This window comes from Pseudomonas sp. X4, from assembly GCF_040784925.1.
Taxonomy (GTDB): Bacteria; Pseudomonadota; Gammaproteobacteria; order Pseudomonadales; family Pseudomonadaceae; genus Aquipseudomonas; species Aquipseudomonas putida_Z.
Genome location: NZ_CP160798.1, coordinates 5,718,315 through 5,738,179 on the forward strand (window position 1 = coordinate 5,718,315; position 19,865 = coordinate 5,738,179).

Annotated in this window: 17 protein-coding genes and 2 pseudogenes; 4 read left to right on the forward strand and 15 right to left on the reverse strand. The window is 61.2% G+C overall.

Annotation, left to right across the window (positions count from 1 at the left end; genetic code table 11):
* Positions 1 to 46: 46 nt before the first annotated feature.
* The 5 genes from aroE to ABX298_RS25415 are packed head-to-tail and all read right to left on the reverse strand — an operon-like array spanning position 47 to position 3,885.
* On the reverse strand, positions 47 to 865 hold the full coding sequence (gene aroE, locus ABX298_RS25395; protein WP_286100034.1) for a shikimate dehydrogenase: 819 nt from the start codon (positions 863 to 865) through the stop codon (positions 47 to 49).
* On the reverse strand, positions 862 to 2,094 hold the full coding sequence (locus ABX298_RS25400) for a CaiB/BaiF CoA transferase family protein (RefSeq protein WP_367393840.1): 1,233 nt from the start codon (positions 2,092 to 2,094) through the stop codon (positions 862 to 864). Before ABX298_RS25400 ends, aroE begins: the two co-directional genes overlap by 4 nt.
* On the reverse strand, positions 2,091 to 2,546 hold the full coding sequence (locus ABX298_RS25405; RefSeq protein WP_367393841.1) for a MaoC family dehydratase: 456 nt from the start codon (positions 2,544 to 2,546) through the stop codon (positions 2,091 to 2,093). The genes ABX298_RS25400 and ABX298_RS25405 overlap by 4 nt, the downstream gene beginning before the upstream one ends.
* Positions 2,543 to 2,941 carry a VOC family protein gene (locus ABX298_RS25410; protein ID WP_025339475.1) on the reverse strand — a complete coding sequence of 133 codons (399 nt, stop codon included), beginning with the start codon at positions 2,939 to 2,941 and terminating at the stop codon, positions 2,543 to 2,545. The genes ABX298_RS25405 and ABX298_RS25410 overlap by 4 nt, the downstream gene beginning before the upstream one ends.
* Entirely contained in the window at positions 2,938 to 3,885 is a 948-nt protein-coding gene (locus ABX298_RS25415) for a ketopantoate reductase family protein (RefSeq protein ID WP_367393842.1), read from the reverse strand. The genes ABX298_RS25410 and ABX298_RS25415 overlap by 4 nt, the downstream gene beginning before the upstream one ends.
* Before the next feature lie 93 nt (positions 3,886 to 3,978).
* Between ABX298_RS25415 and ABX298_RS25420 the strand changes: the two genes are divergently transcribed.
* Complete coding sequence (locus ABX298_RS25420) at positions 3,979 to 4,890, forward strand: LysR family transcriptional regulator (RefSeq protein ID WP_367393843.1); 912 nt, start codon at positions 3,979 to 3,981, stop codon at positions 4,888 to 4,890.
* 59 nt (positions 4,891 to 4,949) lie between these two features.
* Here ABX298_RS25420 and ABX298_RS25425 read toward each other — a convergent pair whose 3' ends face one another.
* The 5 genes and pseudogenes from ABX298_RS25425 to ABX298_RS25445 all read right to left on the reverse strand — a co-directional run bounded on the left by ABX298_RS25425 (position 4,950) and on the right by ABX298_RS25445 (position 9,923).
* Positions 4,950 to 6,089, reverse strand: coding sequence for a glutathione-independent formaldehyde dehydrogenase (locus ABX298_RS25425; protein WP_367393844.1), 1,140 nt, complete (start codon positions 6,087 to 6,089; stop codon positions 4,950 to 4,952).
* Between the two features lie 315 nt (positions 6,090 to 6,404).
* Positions 6,405 to 6,707, reverse strand: a pseudogene (locus ABX298_RS25430) (phospholipase D family protein); the annotation flags it as partial.
* A 320-nt stretch (positions 6,708 to 7,027) separates the two neighbouring features.
* Positions 7,028 to 7,429, reverse strand: a complete 402-nt coding sequence (locus ABX298_RS25435; RefSeq protein ID WP_075045466.1) for a GFA family protein — start codon at positions 7,427 to 7,429, stop codon at positions 7,028 to 7,030.
* A gap of 440 nt (positions 7,430 to 7,869) precedes the next feature.
* Positions 7,870 to 8,532 (reverse strand): response regulator, encoded by a 663-nt coding sequence (locus tag ABX298_RS25440; RefSeq protein ID WP_075045468.1) that lies wholly within the window; start codon positions 8,530 to 8,532, stop codon positions 7,870 to 7,872.
* On the reverse strand, positions 8,529 to 9,923 hold the full coding sequence (locus ABX298_RS25445) for an ATP-binding protein (RefSeq protein ID WP_075045469.1): 1,395 nt from the start codon (positions 9,921 to 9,923) through the stop codon (positions 8,529 to 8,531). Before ABX298_RS25445 ends, ABX298_RS25440 begins: the two co-directional genes overlap by 4 nt.
* Before the next feature lie 151 nt (positions 9,924 to 10,074).
* Here ABX298_RS25445 and ABX298_RS25450 point away from each other — a divergent pair, with 151 nt between their 5' ends.
* Genes ABX298_RS25450 through ABX298_RS25460 form a run of 3 tightly spaced genes read left to right on the forward strand, consistent with a single transcriptional unit; the run spans position 10,075 to position 15,789 of the window.
* The gene (locus tag ABX298_RS25450) at positions 10,075 to 11,259 is read left to right on the forward strand and encodes an efflux RND transporter periplasmic adaptor subunit (RefSeq protein WP_286100038.1); all 1,185 of its coding nucleotides are present in this window, start codon (positions 10,075 to 10,077) and stop codon (positions 11,257 to 11,259) included.
* 10 nt (positions 11,260 to 11,269) lie between these two features.
* Positions 11,270 to 14,401: an efflux RND transporter permease subunit gene (locus ABX298_RS25455; protein ID WP_075045471.1), complete on the forward strand. Its 3,132-nt coding sequence runs from the start codon at positions 11,270 to 11,272 to the stop codon at positions 14,399 to 14,401.
* The gene (locus ABX298_RS25460) at positions 14,401 to 15,789 is read left to right on the forward strand and encodes an efflux transporter outer membrane subunit (protein WP_075045472.1); all 1,389 of its coding nucleotides are present in this window, start codon (positions 14,401 to 14,403) and stop codon (positions 15,787 to 15,789) included. The genes ABX298_RS25455 and ABX298_RS25460 overlap by 1 nt, the downstream gene beginning before the upstream one ends.
* A gap of 775 nt (positions 15,790 to 16,564) precedes the next feature.
* On the opposite strand, the gene ABX298_RS25465 is transcribed toward ABX298_RS25460, so the two are convergent.
* The 5 genes and pseudogenes from ABX298_RS25465 to ABX298_RS25485 all read right to left on the reverse strand — a co-directional run bounded on the left by ABX298_RS25465 (position 16,565) and on the right by ABX298_RS25485 (position 19,709).
* A complete protein-coding gene (locus tag ABX298_RS25465) occupies positions 16,565 to 17,305 on the reverse strand; it encodes a hypothetical protein (protein ID WP_075045473.1) in 741 nt (246 codons plus the stop codon).
* 218 nt (positions 17,306 to 17,523) lie between these two features.
* Entirely contained in the window at positions 17,524 to 17,976 is a 453-nt protein-coding gene (locus tag ABX298_RS25470; RefSeq protein ID WP_075045474.1) for a hypothetical protein, read from the reverse strand.
* Between the two features lie 310 nt (positions 17,977 to 18,286).
* Positions 18,287 to 19,135, reverse strand: a complete 849-nt coding sequence (locus tag ABX298_RS25475; protein ID WP_075045475.1) for a hypothetical protein — start codon at positions 19,133 to 19,135, stop codon at positions 18,287 to 18,289.
* Between the two features lie 69 nt (positions 19,136 to 19,204).
* Positions 19,205 to 19,327 (reverse strand): annotated as a pseudogene (locus tag ABX298_RS25480) (transposase domain-containing protein); the annotation flags it as partial.
* 76 nt (positions 19,328 to 19,403) lie between these two features.
* Positions 19,404 to 19,709 (reverse strand): NIPSNAP family protein, encoded by a 306-nt coding sequence (locus tag ABX298_RS25485; protein ID WP_075045476.1) that lies wholly within the window; start codon positions 19,707 to 19,709, stop codon positions 19,404 to 19,406.
* Positions 19,710 to 19,865: the final 156 nt, after the last annotated feature.

Genomic DNA, 19,865 nt, shown 5'->3' on the forward strand with positions numbered 1-19,865 from the left:
CCCCGCTAAATCAAGGCGTTATGTGGAGTTCCATAGGAGCGGGATCCTACTCCAGCGGAATGGTCAGGCGATCGATCACGGCACGGGTTTCAGGCCGCACCCCGCGCCACCAGGCGAAAGCCTCCGCCGCCTGCTCGACCAGCATGCCGACACCGTCGGCCAGGCGCGCCACACCCTGCGCCTTGGCCATGTGCAGGAACGGCGTCAGGCCTTTGCCATACGCCAGCTCGTAAGCCAGCCGCGTCTCGCCCAGCACACCTTCAGGTAGCGGCGGCAGCTCGCCGGTGAGGCTCGCGGAGGTGGCATTGACCACGATGTCGAAGGACTGCCCCTCCAGTTCCTCATAGCGGCTGATGCGCAGCCTTGGGTGGTCCAGTTCGTTGCGCAGGCTGAGCGCCTTGGCCATGTCACGGTTGGCAAGCACCAGTTCGCTTGGCCCCGCCTCCAGGAACGGCAGCAATGCACCACGTACCGCGCCACCGGCGCCGAGCAACAGTACCCGCCGATTGGCCAGTGGTTCACCGAGGTTTTCCTCGATATCCCGCAGCAAGCCGATGCCGTCGAAGTTCTCGGCAAAGATACGGCCATCCTCGAACTTCAATGCATTGGCCGCCCGCGCCAGCTGTGCGCGCTCGCTGCGCTGGTCGGCCAACTCGAAGGCGCGCAGCTTGAACGGCGCGGTGATGTTCATGCCCAACCCGCCATCGTTGCGAAAGTTCAGCACCTGGGCCTCGAAGCCCTCGAGCTCGCCCTCGATGGCGCCGTACTCCAGGCACTGGCCACTGGCCTGGGCGAACAGGCCATGAATCAACGGGGACTTGGTGTGGTTGATCGGTCGGCCGATCACTGCATAGCGGTCGCTCATCGTGCATCTCCATGGGTGAACAGCACACCGTCTGCCTGCATGGCGGTGATTTCTTCAGGGCTGAAACCTAGGCCGGCGGCCACTTCGGCATTGTGCTGACCGAGGTCCGGGGCCACTTGGTGGATCGTGGTGTCGCACTCGGAGAAGCGGAACGGCAGGTTGGGCAGGCGCAAGGTACCGTAGCGCGGGTGCTGCTGCTCGATGACCATGTTGCGCGCCTGGATCTGCGGGTCAGCCACGACCTCATCGATGCGCTGCACCTTGGCGCTGGGAATGTCGATGCCATCGAGCAATTGCAGGATGTCGGCTACCCGGCGCGCACCGACCCAGTCACGCACCACGGCCAGGATCGCCTGACGGTGGGCGTTGCGGCCATTGAGGCTGTGGTAGCGGCTGTCGCTGCCGAACCCGGGCGGGCCACCGTTGGCTTCGAGCATCGCGGCAAAGCGCTTCCAGGCGTCGTCGACCTGGGCGGCGATTACCAGGTCGCCATCAGCCGCACGAAACACGCCGTACAGGGTGGAGGTGGGCATGTCATGGCCGGTCTGCTCGGGCAGGACGGTGCCGTCGGACAAGGTGTAGCACTGCACCGCATACTCATGCATCGATACCAGCGTGTCGTAAAGGGCCATGTCGATGTGCTGACCCCGGCCGCTGTTCACTCTGCCCAGCAGCGCCGCGTTGATCGCCGCCACGGCATGGATGCCGGTGTACATGTCGCCCAGGGAAATGCGCAGCAACGGCGGCGCTTCGCCCGGCACGCCGACCATCTGCATGATCCCGCTCTTGGCCTCGGCGATCAGCCCGAAGCCGGCGCGGTGGGCATCCGGGCCGGTATGGCCGTAGGCGGAGATGGAGCAGTACACCAGACGCGGGTTGCGCGCTGACAGCTCGGCATAGCCCAGGCCCAGCTTGTCCAGGGCGCCGGGGCGATAGTTTTCGATGAACACATCGGCCGAGTCGGTAAGGCGCTGCATGAACGCTTTGCCACGCGAGTCCTTCATGTTCACGCTGACGCCCTGCTTGCCCATGTTCAGCTGCAGGAAGTAACCGCTCTGCTGTTCATCAAGGGTAAACGCGTGCTGGCGGCCGGCATCGCCGCTGCCCGGCCGTTCGACCTTGATCACCTCGGCGCCCAGTGCTGCCAGGCAGCGGCCCACATAGGGCCCGGCCAGGAAGTGGCTGTAGTCGATGACGCGAATACCCGCCAATGGCAATGCCTGGCTCATGCCTGCACTCTCCTCGGCACCATCAGCCGGTGCTCGCCACGCTGCACGACTTCGCCATGCTGGTTGATCAGCTCCGACGGCAAGACCACGATGCCCCAGCCCGGTCGGCTTTCGCTCGGGCGCATCGCCCCCACGCGCATGCGCACGTGCAGCACATCGTCGACCTTGATCGGCAGCACGAAGTCCCAGGTCCAGCCCAGCGACATGCCCGGTACAAAGCGGTATTCGCACTGGGTCTTCAGGCCGTCGGCGATCGACAGGCCGAACAGGCCATGGGCAACCAGGCAGCCGAAGTGGCTCGCGTTGGCGTACGCCTCGTCGACATGCACCGGGGTGTGGTCGCCGGTGAGTTCGGCGTAGGCCAGGATGCGTTCGCGGGTAACGGTGTAGGTGGGGCTGATGCATTCATCGCCTTCGCAGGCATCGTCCCAGTATTTTTCCACCACGCTCATGCCACCACCTCTGCACGTGGATCGATGGCCAGTGCCTGGGCGACGCATTTCGCCGGCAATGCCTGAATGAACTCGACCGCCAGGCCGTCAGGCAGGCGCAGCCAGTTGCGGCCCTGAGGCATTTCGCTGACGCCGAACCGCTGTGCGGCGGCCAACGCGGCTTCGAGGTCCTCGCACATGATGCCCAGGTGTGCCATGCGCCCTTCCGGGCCGGCAAAGTCAGGCTGGTGGATGAACTGCAGGCCACCAAGGGTCCAGTACTGCGCAGGCTGCTCGGCGTCACCCTGCATCTCGCGCATGGTCATGCCGCACACCTCGCTGAAAAAGCGGATGTGCCACTGGATGTCCCGCACCCAGAACGCAACGTGTTCAAGGTAGGCTTTCGGCTGGCTCATGGATTACTTCCCTTCTGCTGATCGGCCATGGCGCGCTCGATACCCTTGATGCAGGCAACCAGGGTCGCGTTGACCGGCGTAGCCACGCCGTGGCGCTGGCCCCAGCGCACGACGGAGCCGTTGATGAAATCGATCTCGGTGACCGAGCCCTTTTCCAGGCTCTGCAGCATCGAGGTACGGAAGCTTGCCGGCAGGCCTTCAGCTGCCAGGCACCACGCAGCGTCCGGGCTGGTGAGGCTCAGGCGGATGCCGGCCCGCTCAGCGACGGCGATGGCCTCGCTGACCGCTGCCTTGGCGGTGCTTTCCAGCAGCGGCTCGCTGTACAGCTGGCCATAACTGAGCATGGTGATGCCGCTGAGCGCGCCTGTCGCGACGTTGACCAGCAGCTTGTCCCACATGGTGCCGAGAATGTTGTCGCTGACCGTGGTGGCGAGCCCGGCGCCATTGAAAGCCTCGGCGATGGCCTGCACACGCGAGGTCCGTTGGCCGTCGAGCTCGCCGATGACGGTGTGTTTGCCTGCCACGCCGGCACGGATCGAACCCGGCGCCAGCAGCACGCCACCGACGTAGGTCTTGCCGGCCAATACCCGCTCACGCCCCACGGCCTCGGCCAGGATGTCTTCGTGGCCAAGACCGTTCTGCAGCGATAGCACCAGCGTCTGCGGCCCGATCAGCGCCTTGGCACCGGCAATCGCCTCGCTGGTGTGGAACGACTTGACCAGCACCACTACCAGGTCGGCCACGCCCACGGTTGCTGCGTCGCAAGCCGCCTTCACCCGGACCTGCCGCTCGCCGCGTTCATCCTGTACCCGCAGCCCGCGCAAATTCATCGCCTCGACATGCGCCTGGCCACGATTCAACAGCCAGGTTTCGTGCCCCGCCTCGCTCAAGGCCGCACCAATGGCGCAACCCAGGGCGCCGGCGCCCAGAATGCAGATTTTCACATCGCTGACCTCCTGTGGTTTGCGACCACCTTATGCAGCGAGGCTTATTTCGGCTATACAATGGCCTCAATACACTTATTGAGTTTCGCAATAATGAGCACGCTCGATGCCTTGCCTGATCCCAAGCTGCTGCAGCTGTTCGATGTGCTTTATCACTGCCGTAGCGTGACCCGTAGCGCTGAACAGCTCGGCCAGAGTCAACCTACCGTGAGTATCTGGTTGGGGCGCTTGCGTGAAGAACTGAACGACCCGCTGTTCGTGCGCACCCCCGGGGGCATGGCCCCTACCCCGCGGGCAGACCAGTTGATCGGGCCATGCCGCGAGGTGCTGGAATCGCTGCGGCGCCTGACTACCTGGGAGCCGCAATTCGTTCCGGCCACGGCCCAGCGTCGCTTTCGCCTGTGCGTCAGTGATGCCAGCCATATCACCCTGCTGCCCAGCATCCTCAACCACCTGCGTACCCATGCGCCGGGTATTCGCCTAGAGGCGGCGCGCATAGATGGCAACACCGAAAGCGCGCTGGAGTCCGGCGAAGCGGACCTGGCCATCGGCTTTGTGCCTTGGCTGGGTGCGGGGATGTATCAGCAAGTGTTGTTCGAACAGGACTGGGTCTGCCTGAGCAACCCACAACACCCTCGTTTGGGCCAAGGCATGAGCGTGGCGCGCTACCAGGGCGAGGGGCATGTACAGATCAGTGCCGGGACCGGGCAGAAGTTGCTCGAGGCTGGCCTGGCACGGGCCGGCATCGAACGCAGGATAATGCTGGAGCTGCCGGCGTTTCTGGGATTAGGCTTGATTGTCGGGTCGACCGACCTGGTGGCTACGCTGCCACGGCACATCGGGCAGACACTTGCCGACATGCATGGTCTGCAGGTGCACGATTGCCCGTTTGCAGTGGAGGGCTTCACGGTCAAGCAGCACTGGCACGCGCGCTACCAGCAAGACAGCGGGAATCGCTGGATGAGGGAGGTGGTTCGGGGCTTGTTTCAAGCAGGTGCCAGTTAGCACACCAGACGAACGCCTCCCTCGCCGAGCTTCCTTGCCTGGAAGCATCGGGGTGCGAGTCAGGCAGCAGGCTTGAGCACCACCTTCGTCCAGCCATCATCCCGCGCATCAAAGTGCTTGTAGGCATCGGGGCCTTCAGCAAGCGTCAAACGATGGGAAATTATCTGGGAAGGCTTGGCGCGCCCATGATGAATGAGCTGCGCCAGGCGGCGATTGTAGGCCTTCACGTTCGCTTGGCCTGTGCGAATGAATTGGCCCTTGAACCAGAACGCCCCGAAATCGAAGGCCATCTTGCCCTGCTTCGCCAGGTCGTTCTTCGCACCCGGATCTTCTGGCACGAACACACCCACGACGCCTATGCCACCGGTAGCCTTGGTCGAGGCAACCAAATTGTTCATGGTAAGGTAGTTCGCTTCATGGCCATGCTTGTCGCAGCACTGGTAACCCACGCATTCGCATCCCCGGTCGGTGCCTTTGCCGTGGGTCAGGTTCATGATCTCGTCAACCGCCTTCTGCTCGACCGCGTTGATGGGGGTTGCCCCAAGCTGCGCGGCCAGCCTCAAACGATCCGGCTGGTTGTCGATCACGAACACCTCGGAGGCACCTTTGATGATTGCCGAATAGGCCGCCATCAACCCGACAGGGCCCGCTCCATAAATCGCAATGCTCTCGCCCGGCTGCAGGCCGGCCAGCTCTGTCGCATGCCAGCCAGTGGGGAAAATATCCGAAAGCATGACGTAGTCATCTTCACGTTCCTGGGCGTCATCCGGCAGCACCAGGCAGTTGAAATCAGCGTATGGCACACGCAACAGCTCGGCCTGGCCACCTTGGTAGGGCCCCATGTCGGCAAAACCATATGCGGCCCCGGCAGCACCCGGGTTGGCAGTGAGGCAGAACCCTGTCAGGCCTTTTTCGCAGTTTTCGCAGAACCCACAGCCGATGTTGAACGGCAGGCTGACCCAGTCACCGACTTTGACGCGGTCCACCCCGGCCCCCACCTCGATCACCTCACCGAGGTTCTCATGGCCGAACACACGCCCGGCCTCGAACGATGTGCGCCCCTCATACATGTGAAGGTCGGACCCGCAGATGTTGGTGGTGGTGATGCGCACCAGCGCATCGGTAGGTTTCTCGATCCTTGCATCGGCAACATTCTTGACGGCGACGTCGCGCGGTGCGTTGTATACGATTGCTTTCATGCTGAACTCCCAGAAGTCAGGGGCGATGGAAAAGCGCCCTACCCTGTTGGGGTAATGGATTTACCTCAGGTGTTCAGTGCTGTACGTGAATAGCAGATCAGTGGCGCTAATCATCGTCGCGCCTTGGATCTAACCACGCTATAGCATTTTCTCCAGTCCGATCGCGCTGCTGAGCCAGGAGTTGAAGTGTCGCCACCAACTCCCCGGTTCCTTGGTCAATGTATGTTGCTTGCCATCGTCTTCGGTGACCCATACCAGCTGATTCTTTTCCAGCCGGGTGTGATAACTCAGAGCCGGTGCCATCCCCTCCAGAGCCAGTTCGCGCACCAGTATCCGAGTACTGATGCCGTCGTGAACGATGTAGTATTGCAAGTCGATGCTGCTTTGAGCATTGCGAATCAGCTCGGCGCGTGCGGCGAAAGCCTCGGCACTATCGGAATACAAGCGAAAGCCCGACTGGCCCCGATGGGGGGCTGCCTGGGCCTGGATAGAACGACCGAACGCCGAATCGTTCGCAGGCAAGGCCTGACTGGGTTCGTGAGAGACAGTGGGTGTCGTACAACCAACAAACAGCAGGGTAAGTAACAGCAGAGCAGTAAGGGGCTGTTCGATTGTCACGGAGGCTACCCCGGGTGATGGCGATGAGGGTGCCGGGTCCCGAAGAATGGCCAGTCCCTTACCACCAGCATCAGGCCGTATCGACCTTGTGCAATGTTTCTTCGATCTGCGGTGTTGTTACAGAAGCGTAGTTCATCTCCTGCTGACCGCGGTGCCTTCACCGAAGGCGCCTGCCGCCAATCAGTCGCGATCTAGCATCTAAGGACCTTGCATAACCTGATCAGGCTGCGACGACGAGGTCAACTGCAAGCGCACTTATGCTCTTGGCGTCCGTTGCAAATCGGCTGCTCCTGTTGATAGCGAGTATTAACCTATGTCGGTCAGCCGAGCTGGATCCGAATGCTGGCCTGTGTGTACCAAGGCGCAGCGGAGTCGACGTGCACATGTCTCTGCTGCTTCGGCTCGAAGGGGGTATCAAGCGTTCCTAGCGCTATGGATATCCAGCCGGCATATTCACCTTGAGAACGTGACCAGAATAAAGTCGAACCACACGCCAGACAAAATTCGCGCATTACTGTCGGTGAAGACGCATACGTCCTGATGCTATCGGCGCCACGTAGTACTCGCAGGTCGCTACGCGGGACGCTACCGTAGGATGCGAATGCAGCCCCGTGACCTTTGCGGCACTGGCTGCAATGGCAGTGAGTAACTGCCTTTGGCGCAGTGACTAGTTCGAAACTTACTGCAGAGCACAAGCAGCTACCTAGGTAAGTCATTTTCATTGACGCTTCCGTGCAAATGACGCGAGCGTAACTGTCTTGGCTGAATTGGTCGACAGGTTGTAATTCGCTCTCGGTAAATGGCTGTTATGGGTCGAAAGCAGTCACCCACGACCGGCTGCTTTCGACCCAAAACGGACGCTAAAAGATAACTGGTTTCGTAAGCGCGACGCGAACTCTGTGGGAGCGGGTTTACCCGCGAAGCAGGCGCCGCGGTGGATGGCACCGGCCGTGCCGGTGTTCGCGGGTGAACCCGCTCCCACAATGATTGCTGTGGGGCAAAATGACCGCTACGGGTCGAAAGCGCCCTCGTATCTGCTCCGGTCTGGCGTAACAACCAAACCGCTCGGGAATTTAGGTATGAAATAGATGAGCAGTTGATTTCGATAACCTTGTGCCCAACCGGTTGCGCCTGGCACTGGCGCTCCGCTGGCGGCCGGGTTCTACTCAAGCTCCAGGCTGTAACCCACCCCATATACCGACCTGAGCGGGTCATGTCCTGGAGTTACCCCTGACAGTTTGCGCCGTAAATTCTTCACGTGACTGTCTACGGTTCGGTCTGCGACCACGCGATGGTCTCGGTAGATGTGATTCATCAGTTGGTCGCGTGACAGCACTTGTCCCGGGCGAGCCGCCAGTGCCGCAAGCATGCGAAACTCTACCGGCGTCAGGTCCAGCGCCACCCCCATGTAGCGCGCCTGGAATGATCGAGTGTCGAGCTCCACGCCTAGGCTCGGTGCCTGCTGCCCGCTACGGCGCAACACGGCCTTGACCCGTGCGACTAACTCGCGTGGTGAGAACGGCTTGCAGATGTAGTCGTCGGCGCCCAGCTCCAAGCCCAGCAGGCGGTCGATCTCGTCGACCCTGGCGGTCATCATGATCAATGGCATCTGGCTGAAGCCGCGCAGCTCGCGGCAGATATCCAGGCCATCGCGACCGGGCAGCATCAGGTCGAGCAGAACCAGGTCGTACTGGCCCTGGCGAATCGCCGGGATCACCGCCAGGCCGTCCTCCTGGTGGTCGACGCGGTAGCCACCGGCGCGCAGGTAATCGCCCACCAGCGCGGCGAGCTTGGGTTCATCTTCCACCAACAGAATCTGGCTCATGCCTGATCTCCGGCAACCGGAAGCGTGAGTGACAACAGCAAGCCGCCCAAGGCCGAGGCTTTGGCCGTCAGCTTGCCACCGTGTACTTCGGCGATGCCACGGCAGATTGCCAGGCCCAGGCCGGTGCCCCCACTGGCACGGTTACGCGAACGCTCGGCGCGGTAGAAACGCTCGAACAGGCGCGCCAGGGATGCACTGTCCACGCCGGGGGCGGTGTCCTCGCATTGCACCAGCACCTGGTCGCCGTCCTGGAATGCGCGCAGCACCGTGTGGCCGCCCGCATCGGTATAACGGCGACTGTTTTCCAGCAGGTTGTGCAGCAACTGGCCCAGGCGTGACTCATCGCCCAGCACCCACAGCGGTTCTTCCGGCAATTCCAGGCGCAACGCCAGGCCACGCTCGGCAAAACCGGCCTGGAAGGCATCGGCCACCACCGGCAGCAGCACCCGCAGGTCGATACGTTCGCGACGATAGGTCGGTCCACCTACTTCGGTCAACGACAGGTCGAACAGGTCGTCGACCAGCTTGCTCAGCGACCCGACTTCGCCTTGCAGCGAGCGCAGACCGTTGCTATCGACCGGGCGAATGCCATCTTCCATGGCTTCGAGTTCGGCCCGCATCACCGCCAGCGGCGTGCGCAGCTCGTGGGAAATATCGGCCATGAAGTCGCGCCGCAGGCGCTCGTTGCTCGCCAGCGTGGCGGCCATGCGGTTGAAATCGCCGGCCAATTGCCCAGCTTCGTCTGCCGAACGCACCGGCAGCTGGATTTCATAATCACCTGCAGCCAGGCGATGGGTGGCACTGGCCACTTCACGGATCGGGCGCAGCAAGGCACGGCTAAGCCACCAGGCGATCACACCCGTGGCCAACAGGCAGGCCAGACCTATCAGCAGGCTGGAGCGCAGCTGGTTCAGCTGGAAGCGGCGGTCACCCACGCTGGTCACCGACTGCAGCGGCGCAAGGGCCATCCAGCCGACCAGCTGTTCTTGATGCCTGATCGGGCGCAGCAGCATTTCACTGCCAGGCCCCTGGTAGCCGATGATAGGCCGGCGCTGGGCATCGAGCAGGGCGAAGCGCACGAACGCGCCAGTCAGGTCGGAGACTGTCAGCAAGCTGGGGTCGAAAGTCTTGTCCGGCTGGATATCGTCCGGGCGCAGCAGTTCGAACCACTGGTCCTTGTCGCGACGGATGAAGTCCCAGCTGCCATTACGCGCATAGGCCTGCTCGACCCGCGGCACGATGCGATCCATGCGCTCCTCGGCTTGCTGATTGAGGTAGCCGAGAAAGCCATACTTCAAGCTTAAGTAGGCGGCGAACACCATGCCCAACACGGCGAAAGTGCAGACCAAGAGCATCGCGAAGAAAAACTTGTGCGAAAGGCTGACTTTCATAGCTCCGCCGGTGAATTGGAATTGCCACCATTGAAGCGTGCCAACTCCAGTGCCGCAAGGCGCGCAGGCCAATCTCCATCCTTTCTGCACATTTGCTGCACAATTCCCACGCACGCTTGGGCCATCTGAATCAATTGGGTCGGAGCCTGCGATGCATACGTTATTCCACTCCCTGTTCTATACACGTTCACCTTGGTCCCGGGCGCTACTGCTTGGCGCCGGCCTGCTTGTCCTGGGAGGTTGCGGTGAAACCGAAACCGCTGCAGCCCCCGCTCCTGTACAGGAAGTGGCGGTGCATGAAGTGACAACCGCCGCCCAGGCCCTGACCACCACCCTGCCCGGTCGCGCCAGCGCCCACCTGATTGCCGAGATCCGTCCGCAAGTTGGCGGCATCATTCAGAAACGTCTGTTCAATGAGGGTGACACGGTCAAGGCCGGCCAGGCGCTGTACCAGATTGACCCGCAGTCCTACCAGGCCACCTTGGCCCAGGCCAAGGCCACCGTCAGCTCGGCCAGAGCCACGCTGCGGGCTGCCGAACTCAAAGCCAAGCGTGATGCTCAACTGGTGAAGCTCGACGCAATCAGTGCCGAAGACAACGAAAGCGCCCAGTCGGCCTTGCTCGAGGCCCGTGCCAGCCTGCAGTCTGCCTTGGCGGAGCAGCGTACCGCACAGATCAACCTCGACTACACCCGCATCAACGCACCGATCGATGGCCGCACAGCCACTTCCACGGTCACCCCTGGCGCACTGGTCACTGCCGAGCAGACCACGGCCCTCACCACGGTACAGCAACTCGATCCGATCTACGTCGACTTCACCCAGCCAAGCAGCACCCTGCTACGCCTCAAGCGCGAACTGGCCGAAGGCAAGCTGGCACGCAGCGGGCAGGCGGATGCCGCTCGTGTGACCCTGGAACTTGAAGATGGGAGCGCCTACGCCCATGCCGGCACCCTCACCTTCAACGGCGTCAGCGTTGACCAAAGCACCGGCAGTGTGACGTTCCGCGCAGTGGTGCCCAATCCCGACGGCCTGCTGATGCCGGGCATGTACATCAAGGCAACGTTGCAGGAAGGCGTGCAGAACGACGCTATTTTGGTACCGCAGCAGGCCGTCAGCCGTGACGAGCGCGGTAGCGCCACCGCCCTGGTAGTGGTCGATGGCAAGGTAGAACAGCATGAGCTGACGTTGGCCCGTGCTGTGGGCAACCGGTGGTGGGTCAGTCACGGCCTGGCAGCTGGCGACAAGGTCATCATGGAGGGTTTGCAAAAGGTGCGTGTTGGCCAACGGGTGCAGGTGCAGAACAGCCCCCTGACCGCTCACAACGATAGCAACTGAGGCCCATCCCATGGCACGTTTTTTCATCGACCGGCCAATCTTCGCCTGGGTCATCGCCATCCTGATCATGCTTGGCGGAGGCCTGGCCATCTTCGAACTGCCGCTGGCGCAGTATCCCAACATCGCCCCGCCGCAGATCAGCCTCAACGCCACCTACACCGGCGCGTCGGCCAAGACAATGGAAGATTCGGTGACCCAGGTCATCGAACAGCAGATGACCGGCCTCGACGGCCTCACCTACATGTCCTCCACCAGCAGCTCGTCCGGCAGCGCCAAAATCACCCTGACATTCGAGGCCGGCACGGATGTAAATACTGCGCAAATGCAGGTGCAGACCAAGCTGGAGCAGGCCAAGGCGCGCCTGCCCGATACCGTGCAGCAGCAGGGTATCCAGATCAACAATTCGGCCAGCGACTTCCTCATCATCGTATCCCTGGTATCGGACAGCCCTGATGTGACCGCCACCGACATCAGTGACTTCATCTCCAGCACCTTGTATGACCAGATCAGCCGGGTCAGCGGCGTCGGCGATGTGACCACCCTCGGTTCGAGCTACGCCATGCGCATCTGGCTCGACCCGGACAAGCTCAAGCAATTCGCGCTGATGCCCTCGGACGTCAGCGGCGCGCTGGAAGCGCAGAACGTCGACACCTCGGCCGGCCAGTTGGGCGCTCTGCCTGCCCGCGCCGGCCAGCAGCTCAACGCCACCATCAACGCCCGCAGCAAGCTACAGACCGCCGCGCAGTTCCGCGACCTGGTTCTCAAGTCCAACAGTGCCGGCGCTATGGTGACTCTGGCCGACGTGGCCCGGGTAGAGCTGGGCAGCGAAAGCTACGACGTGGTCGCCGAGCACAATGGCCGGCCTTCCGGCGGCCTTGCGGTGAGCCTGGCCACCGGCGCCAACGCACTGGACGTTTCTGAAGCGGTGCAAGCCAAGTTGGCCGAACTGGAGCAGTTCTTCCCTAGCAAGCTGCAACTGCGTAGCGAGGTGGCCTACAACACCGCGCCGTTCGTGAAGATTTCCATCGAGGAGGTGGTCAAGACCCTGTTCGAAGCCATCGCCCTGGTAGTGCTGATCATGTACCTGTTCATGCAGAACCTGCGCGCCACGCTGATCCCCGCCATTGCCGTACCAGTGGTGTTGCTCGGCACCTTCGGCGTATTGGCGATGCTCGGCTACTCGATCAACACGTTGACCATGTTCGGCATGGTGCTGGCGATCGGCTTGTTGGTTGACGATGCCATCGTGGTGGTGGAGAACGTCGAGCGCATCATGGCCGAAAAAGGCCTGTCGCCGCGTGAGGCGACCCGCCAGTCGATGGGCGAGATCAGCGGCGCGCTGATCGGTATTGCCGTGGTGCTCTCGGCAGTATTCATCCCGATGGCCTTCTTCGGCGGCTCAACCGGGATCATCTACCGTCAGTTTTCGGTAACCCTGGTAGCAGCCATGGCCTTGTCTGTCCTGGTGGCGATGACCCTGACCCCGGCCCTCTGTGCCACCCTGCTCAAGCCGGTGACGGCCCACGGTACAACGCAGCGTGGCTTCTTCGGCTGGTTCAACCGTACCTTCGACCGTACCTCACAGCGCTACCAGCGCGGTGTCGGCAATGTACTTGCGCGTCCGCTGCGCGGCCTGCTGGTCTACGTACTGCTGCTGGGTGGCGTGGCGCTGATGTTCGAGAAACTGCCCACGGCTTTTCTGCCTGAGGAAGACCAGGGCATGCTGATGATGCAGATGACCCTGCCGGTGGGCGGCACCGACGAGCGCTTGCAAGCGGTCAACCGTCAGGTTCAGGAATACATGCTGCAACAACCGGAGGTGGCGTCGATCCTCACTGTGCGCGGCCTGGGCACCGGCGGTAACGCACAGAATTCGGGGCGAGCCTTCATCAAACTCAAGGACTGGAGCGAACGCCAGGGCGACGAACACAGCGCCACAGCGGTGGCACGAAGGGCCAACATGGCGCTGGCAAAGATCCTTGATGCCAATGTGTTCGTCATAGCCCCACCGGCTATCCAAGGCTTGGGTCAGAGCTCAGGCTTCGATGTGCAGTTGCAGGACCTGGCTGGCCTCGGTCACGCCGAGCTGCTCAAGGCCCGCGATCAGTTCCTTACCTTGGCGGCCAAAGACGCGCGCCTGGCCAACGTTCGTGCTCAGGGGCTGGAAGACACGCCCCAGCTGAACGTCGCCATCGACGACCGCAAGGCCGGTGCCATGGGTGTTTCCGCCAGCGATATCAATGACACCCTCAGCACCGTGATGGGCGGCAGTTACGTTAACGACTTCGTCGACGCCGGCCGGGTGAAGAAAGTCTACCTGCAGGGCGAGGCCGACAAGCGCATGCTGGCCGAGGATATCGGCGCCTGGTATGTGCGCAACGACAGTGATGCCATGGTGCCGTTGTCGGCATTCACCAACACCTCATGGAGTACCGCTTCGCCGTTACTGGAGCGCTTCAATGGCTTCGGCTCGTACGAACTGGTAGGTGAGCCGGCCAGTGGCGTGAGCTCCGGCGAGGCCATGACGGCAGTCGAGCAGATCATGGCGCAATTGCCTGACGGCATCGGCTACGCCTGGGCCGGGCAGTCATACCAGGAACGTATGGCGGGTACCCAAGCCCCCCTGCTGTATGCCATCTCGATCATGTTCGTGTTCCTGTGCCTGGCGGCGCTGTACGAAAGCTGGTCGGTGCCCTTTGCGGTGATGCTGGTGGTGCCGGTGGGGATCCTTGGCGCGCTGCTGCTGACGGGCCTGCGCGGCCTGGCCAACGATGTCTACTTCCAGGTCGGGTTGCTGACCACGGTGGGTTTGACGGCGAAAAACGCCATTCTGATCGTCGAGTTCGCCAAAGAAGGATACGAGCGCGGCCAGGACCTCATCACTGCCATCCTGGAGGCCGTGCGCATTCGCCTGCGGCCAGTACTGATGACCTCGCTGGCATTCATCCTTGGCGTACTGCCGCTGGCACTGAGCAGCGGCGCCGGGGCCGGTGGACGAAAAGCAATTGGCACCGGCGTGCTGGGTGGCATGCTCGCCGCCACCCTGCTTGGCCTGTTCTTCATCCCGTTGTTTTACGCCCTTGTGCAGCGCTTGGCCGGCCGAGGCGCCAGCACTGTCGATACTGTTGCAGGAGAAGCGTGATGCGTCTGTCCCCCTTGTTGCTGGCGCTGGTTCTTACTGGCTGCGTAAACCTCGCACCCGACTACCAGCGCCCGGCAGCACCGGTAGCCGAGCAGTGGCCAACCGCCACCAGCGCAAGCACCACGAGCGCCGATATCAACTGGAAATCGCTGTTCACCGATGCCCGCCTACGCGATACCGTGGCGCTGGCGTTGACCAACAACCGAGACCTGCGCGTGGCCGCATTGAATGTCGAATACCAGCGGGCGCAGTACCGCATCCAGCGCGCCGAGCTGTTTCCGGCAGTTTCGGCAACTGCCGAAGGTACCCGACAGCGCAGCGTGACCAACGGCAGCTCGGCGGTCAGCAGCCAGTACAGCGTCGGCCTGGGCGTCAGCAGCTATGAGCTGGACCTGTTTGGCCGCCTGGATAACCTCAAGGATGCTGCGCTGGAGCAGTACCTTTCGCTGGAGCAAACTCGCCGCAGCACGCAGCTCAGTCTGGTAGCCGAGGTCGCGACGGCCTGGATGACCCTGGCCGCCGACCAGCAACTGCTCAAGCTGGCAAATGACACCTATGCCAGCCAGCAGAAAACCTACACTCTGGTGCAGCAGAGCCATGGACTGGGCGGAGAGTCCGGGGTGAGCCTGGCGCAAGCGCGCAGTACAGTCGAGTCCGCCCGGGCCGATGCGGCCAATTATGCCAGCCAGGTCGAGCAGGACCGTAACGCCCTCGAACTGCTGGTCGGCGAACGCCTGAGCGACACGCTGCTGCCAGGCGACCAGCCATTCGATACCACACTGCTGGTGGGCGTGCCGCAGGGCCTGCCCTCGAGCCTGCTGCAGCGTCGCCCGGACGTTTTGGCCGCTGAGCATTCACTGAAGGCGGCCAATGCTGATATCGGCGCGGCTCGGGCTGCGTTTTTCCCGAGCATTACCCTTACCGCCAGCGGCGGCACCGCCAGCAGCGAGCTGTCCGGGTTGTTCAAAGACGGCAGTGGCGCATGGAGCTTCGCCCCCTCGATCAACCTGCCGATCTTCAACGCAGGCAGCAATCGGGCCAGCCTGGATGCAGCCAAGGTCAACAGCAAAATCGAAGTGGCGACCTACGAGAAGACGATCCAGACCGCGTTCAGCGAAGTGGCCGATGCGCTATCAGTGCGTGGTCATATCAATGAGCGCCTTGATGCCCAGCGCAGCCTGACCGCCGCTACCGACACCGCTTATCAGCTCTCGTTGGCCCTATACAAGGAAGGCTCGGAAAGCTTTATGGACGTGCTCGACGCCCAGCGCTCTTTGTATTCGGCGCAGCAGTCGCTGATCAACCTGAAACTGACAGAACAGACCAACCGGGTGACCTTGTACAAAACACTTGGTGGCGAATGGGCAAACGGTGAAAAATCCAGTTGATACAAGCCCGATAATGCCCCCATCTGCTCTCGGCATCGTTCAGAAAGAGCAATGTGTAGGCAGCCAATTTTCAGCCCCGCCCATCCAGCTATCGACTCGAAGCGGACATCTGTAATCGGGGCCGCTTCGCGGCCCATCGCCGGCAAGCGCGGCTCCCACAAGTACAGCGCATGCCTTAAGGCTGGTGATATTCCTGTGGGAGCCGGCTTGCCGGCGATGAGGCCTGCACTGACTACAGAGCTTTGGATCAGTGTTCGCTTTGGGTCGAAAGCCGTCATCTACGACCGGCAGCAAACGACCCAGAGCGGACACTGAAAAAACTGATGTCGTGAGTGCCATGCGCACTCTGTGGGAGCGGGCGTGCCCGCGAACACCGGCGCAGCCGGTGCCAGTCTCCGCGTTTGATTCTTCGCGGGCGCGCCCGCTCCCACAGAGATTGCTGTTCGGCTCACCGGCAGCAACGGGTCGATAGCGGTCGGTCGTGGATGGCTGCTAACGACCCATTGCGGACATTCATCAGAGGCTAAAATACAGCACCAACTCACCAACAACTGCCTGCCCTACTCTTCGTCTTCCTCAATAAAGCTCGCAATCGCATCAGGTGTGGTATTGGGAGCGTCGACAGCCAATCTCTGCTTAGCGTTCGTGCGCCAGCCGCCATGAAGGCGAGAGCTGTAATTTCTCCATGCCGCGGCAGGGCGTGATAGAAGGCACGTGTCGGGCGCCCGAAGACCCTCGATAAGTGCTGCCCCTGCCTGAGGGCCTAAAGCATTGGTTAGGGGCCGTCAGCATCCTGCCCCGGGGCGACGGAATGCTGCATCCTCAAAATGAATTGCTTGGTTTCGGGCAATAGTTTCTGGAATACCTCGTCCAGTTCCGGGGCAATCTGGATATCCCCGTCTCGTAAACCCTGGGCAACCTGATCCTGGTAACGCTCAACAAAACGCTGCCGGATGTGCAGTGCCTCGGGGGTATCGTTGGCGACAAGTTCTTCAAGAACCCCTTGCATTGCTTGCATGAACACCAAGCTGCGCTTGTACTGCTGGTCTCGCAGCCTGGATTGCTCGAGCGCTGCTGCATAATGCTCATCCATGACCTCAACCCTTGCCTGCAACAGGTCATTGGTGCTCTGCAACGCCTCAAACGCTTTTGACATTCCAGTCGTCTGTCCGCCCTCGGCGTGCTTGCCCGCTTTCGCGACTTGGGAGAGTTGTTGGTACATCAGGTCAATCATTGTCTCCTGGCGCTCGACAACGGCCCTGAGCTGCACTGCCTCCTCGAAATACTGCCGTAGATGCCCCCTCAGCGGCTCCAGTTTTTCATTGGCGCACGCCGCCCCCGCATCCCAGCCTTGCGAGTAGCCGTGGGAATGCCCTTCATCGAAGCCCTCCTTGCGCCCTTCTTGCCGCCCCTGGCTGCGCCCGACATGCAAGTTGGAGATCGCATGGTCCAGGGACCCGGTATAACCGCCATCCAGGCCGCCACCGCGCCTGCCCGCACCCCAGTTGTGATCCATCTGCCACCTCCTTTGATCCGCCTGTCGTTAGCATGCCCACCGGCGAAGTCTGGCACAGGGTGGCGGATTAATGTCAGCGTCGTACAGCGCTCGAAATCGGGCAGCATTGGTGTGGGTAGCCTTGGGCTGGCCATGTCCTTGTTGCTGCCAGTACCATCTAAGTGCGCCGTGACGTGCAATGAATCACTCATGCCGTGTCCCTATGAACATACGTCGGATCAGTCCGCATTCAACTTCAGAATGTGATCACGTATTGCAAACCCGGCCTGGTCGATGAGTGGTTCCCAGAACTCACGCCCCCTGGCCATGAGTGGCGAGCCTCGCAAAGCGTCCGCCGAAGCATGCAGTGCAAGCACTCCGAACTCTTCAGCCATGCTGGTGACGCAGCGCTTACGCCTGTCCAGGTTGTCATACGGTTTCTCATACCACGTCGCGATCTGGAACTCGACACCCTGCTTTTCGAACTTGGCGTACAGATGAGAGACCAGTGCAATGATGGTTTCTCGAATCAGGCCAGGGTCAACACCCTGTGCTTCCAGGAAAGCCTGAGTAGCAATCTGGGCAACCGCAGACAGATCTTCGTGGGTATAGCCAGACATCGGCGGAAAAACGCCATCCGGCAATTCCATCTCGGCACCTGAGTCGTGGCAGGTATTTTCATCATCTTGCATGAAGGGCACCAGAGCAGTTCAGCTCATGAAAATGAATGTCGAAAAATTGCAGTTGAACACATGCAGCCCGTGCTGGGCGAGTATGGCCAGGCTTACCCAGCGCTCGTAACGTCGGTCGAGGGCTCCATCCTGGCTCGCGAGTTTGCCCACTAAAGTGCCGCACAGCAGGCTGACGTCAGCCAAGACTGGCTGAACGCTGCCGATATACCCACCACAGGGATCATCGAGTCAGCCGCAGACGGCATCTGGAACATGAACCCCTAGCCAGAAATGCAGGCACAAAACCGACAACAGCCGGTGAATTCACGCGCTATCGCGAAGCAGTCTTGAACTGCCGGGTGCTGTCCTTGCACCCCATGGATGCAACCGTGAACAATACCTCATAGCGCGTGTACGAACTTGCATCAATGCTCGATGGCCTGGGCCCTTTATCAACAGTTTTGCTATATGCGAGCACCGCATCGCACGCGATAGCATCCACGACCTGGTTACCGACACGTGCCGCACGCTGGCGCATACCCAGCTCGAACCCCGCATCATCCAGAACAACCGGCGTACGCGCTGGCGTGGTCGCCAATGCAGCGTAAGTCCCCTGGGATTCCCCCAGCAAACGTACGGAAATCGTGATGCCACCACCGCTCTCGATCCGCGGGTAGCCGGCAAACCGTGCAATGAACTTATCCTTAGCCGCCAACTGGTTTACCGTGCGACTCACCACTTTGGACCAGTACTCATTTGGCGGATTTGAAGGATCATATGCTGGCGCTCCTCGATCATAGGACTTGCCCGCCATCCTGAGCTGCTCCTGGCGCAAGAAGTAGCTGGAGCGGCACCTGTTGCTGATCTGCGCGTCCAGCGGCCGACCAGACTTTGCGCTGTAAAGCAAAGCGGATGCGCATTGCAGCTCGAACTGCCCATTGAGGTACAGTGGCTCACCGGTCCCCAGCGGGCTTATAGTGGGGATAAGGTTGACCGCCTCCCCACCTGCACCACCCGCAACCCCGGTCACAAGGGCATTGGGCATCATCGAGGTCAGAGAACTGACAGCCTCGTCCGAAAAGCGAATCTTGGTGGTGCCGTCCGGCATCTGCTCGGTGGTTACACAGCCCGCCATTGCCGCAGTCGCCAGCAGGAGCAGGATGAGTTTGTACTTGGTCATGCTTGTGTCCTTACTTAAAAAATCTAACCAATTTATGAACCCCACCTGCCCACAAGGTGAGCTATTAGTTTACCGTGGCATTACTGGCTTACAGTTCCACGGCAACAACGCTTCGAAGTCACCAACTGTTGACGCATGCGGCAACTGTTTCAGTGCGTAGCTCAGCCACGCATAGGGGGCGCGGCTATCGACCCATTGAAACTCGCATGGACGTGACGGTGTTAGTCCAGACCGACTCAATACGCATGACGCTGAGGTTGCCTGAGCATCACGCAAGCAAAGGGCGAAGGAAGGTTCTCTCGTAGCTCACGATGAACTTCAATTCGGACGCTTCCTCAACCAAACGTAAACATTCAGGATCGACTGCGGCTTCTTGCCGATACCGTTCGTAGTCGGCAAGGCCGGAGAAGCTAAAGAGGCAATACGCGACGTTATTTGCTCCTTCAGCCGGTAGGAAGTAGCCGTGATGCTGGCCACCCATTCGGGTTACTACTGGAATCCAAGAGCGAGAATAGCGTTCGAACGCATTGATCTGATAGGGGTCGATGATGTACCGGACATGACAGGTGATCATGAAATCGTTCCTTGATTTGGGATCGCCATTTTAGGGGGCGACGACGACGGGTCAAGAGCAAAGGCGATCGCTCACGTGCGGATGTGATTCTTGAGTCGCTCTTGGTTTGGTACCTAGAATGGCTGCAAAGAGTCGATAGCGGTCGGTCGCGGATGG

Bases quoted from the DNA above. Each gene is read 5' to 3' on its own strand.
- ABX298_RS25425 (WP_367393844.1), bottom strand. From the start codon at position 6,089: ATGAAAGCAATCGTATACAACGCACCGCGCGACGTCGCCGTCAAGAAT.
- ABX298_RS25435 (WP_075045466.1), bottom strand. From the start codon at position 7,429: ATGAAAATGACTTACCTAGGTAGCTGCTTGTGCTCTGCAGTAAGTTTC.
- ABX298_RS25460 (WP_075045472.1), top strand. From the start codon at position 14,401: ATGCGTCTGTCCCCCTTGTTGCTGGCGCTGGTTCTTACTGGCTGCGTA.
- aroE (WP_286100034.1), bottom strand. From the start codon at position 865: ATGAGCGACCGCTATGCAGTGATCGGCCGACCGATCAACCACACCAAG.
- ABX298_RS25400 (WP_367393840.1), bottom strand. From the start codon at position 2,094: ATGAGCCAGGCATTGCCATTGGCGGGTATTCGCGTCATCGACTACAGC.
- ABX298_RS25405 (WP_367393841.1), bottom strand. From the start codon at position 2,546: ATGAGCGTGGTGGAAAAATACTGGGACGATGCCTGCGAAGGCGATGAA.
- ABX298_RS25465 (WP_075045473.1), bottom strand. From the start codon at position 17,305: ATGGATCACAACTGGGGTGCGGGCAGGCGCGGTGGCGGCCTGGATGGC.
- ABX298_RS25455 (WP_075045471.1), top strand. From the start codon at position 11,270: ATGGCACGTTTTTTCATCGACCGGCCAATCTTCGCCTGGGTCATCGCC.
- ABX298_RS25485 (WP_075045476.1), bottom strand. From the start codon at position 19,709: ATGATCACCTGTCATGTCCGGTACATCATCGACCCCTATCAGATCAAT.
- ABX298_RS25450 (WP_286100038.1), top strand. From the start codon at position 10,075: ATGCATACGTTATTCCACTCCCTGTTCTATACACGTTCACCTTGGTCC.
- ABX298_RS25475 (WP_075045475.1), bottom strand. From the start codon at position 19,135: ATGACCAAGTACAAACTCATCCTGCTCCTGCTGGCGACTGCGGCAATG.
- ABX298_RS25470 (WP_075045474.1), bottom strand. From the start codon at position 17,976: ATGCAAGATGATGAAAATACCTGCCACGACTCAGGTGCCGAGATGGAA.
- ABX298_RS25440 (WP_075045468.1), bottom strand. From the start codon at position 8,532: ATGAGCCAGATTCTGTTGGTGGAAGATGAACCCAAGCTCGCCGCGCTG.
- ABX298_RS25445 (WP_075045469.1), bottom strand. From the start codon at position 9,923: ATGAAAGTCAGCCTTTCGCACAAGTTTTTCTTCGCGATGCTCTTGGTC.
- ABX298_RS25410 (WP_025339475.1), bottom strand. From the start codon at position 2,941: ATGAGCCAGCCGAAAGCCTACCTTGAACACGTTGCGTTCTGGGTGCGG.
- ABX298_RS25420 (WP_367393843.1), top strand. From the start codon at position 3,979: ATGAGCACGCTCGATGCCTTGCCTGATCCCAAGCTGCTGCAGCTGTTC.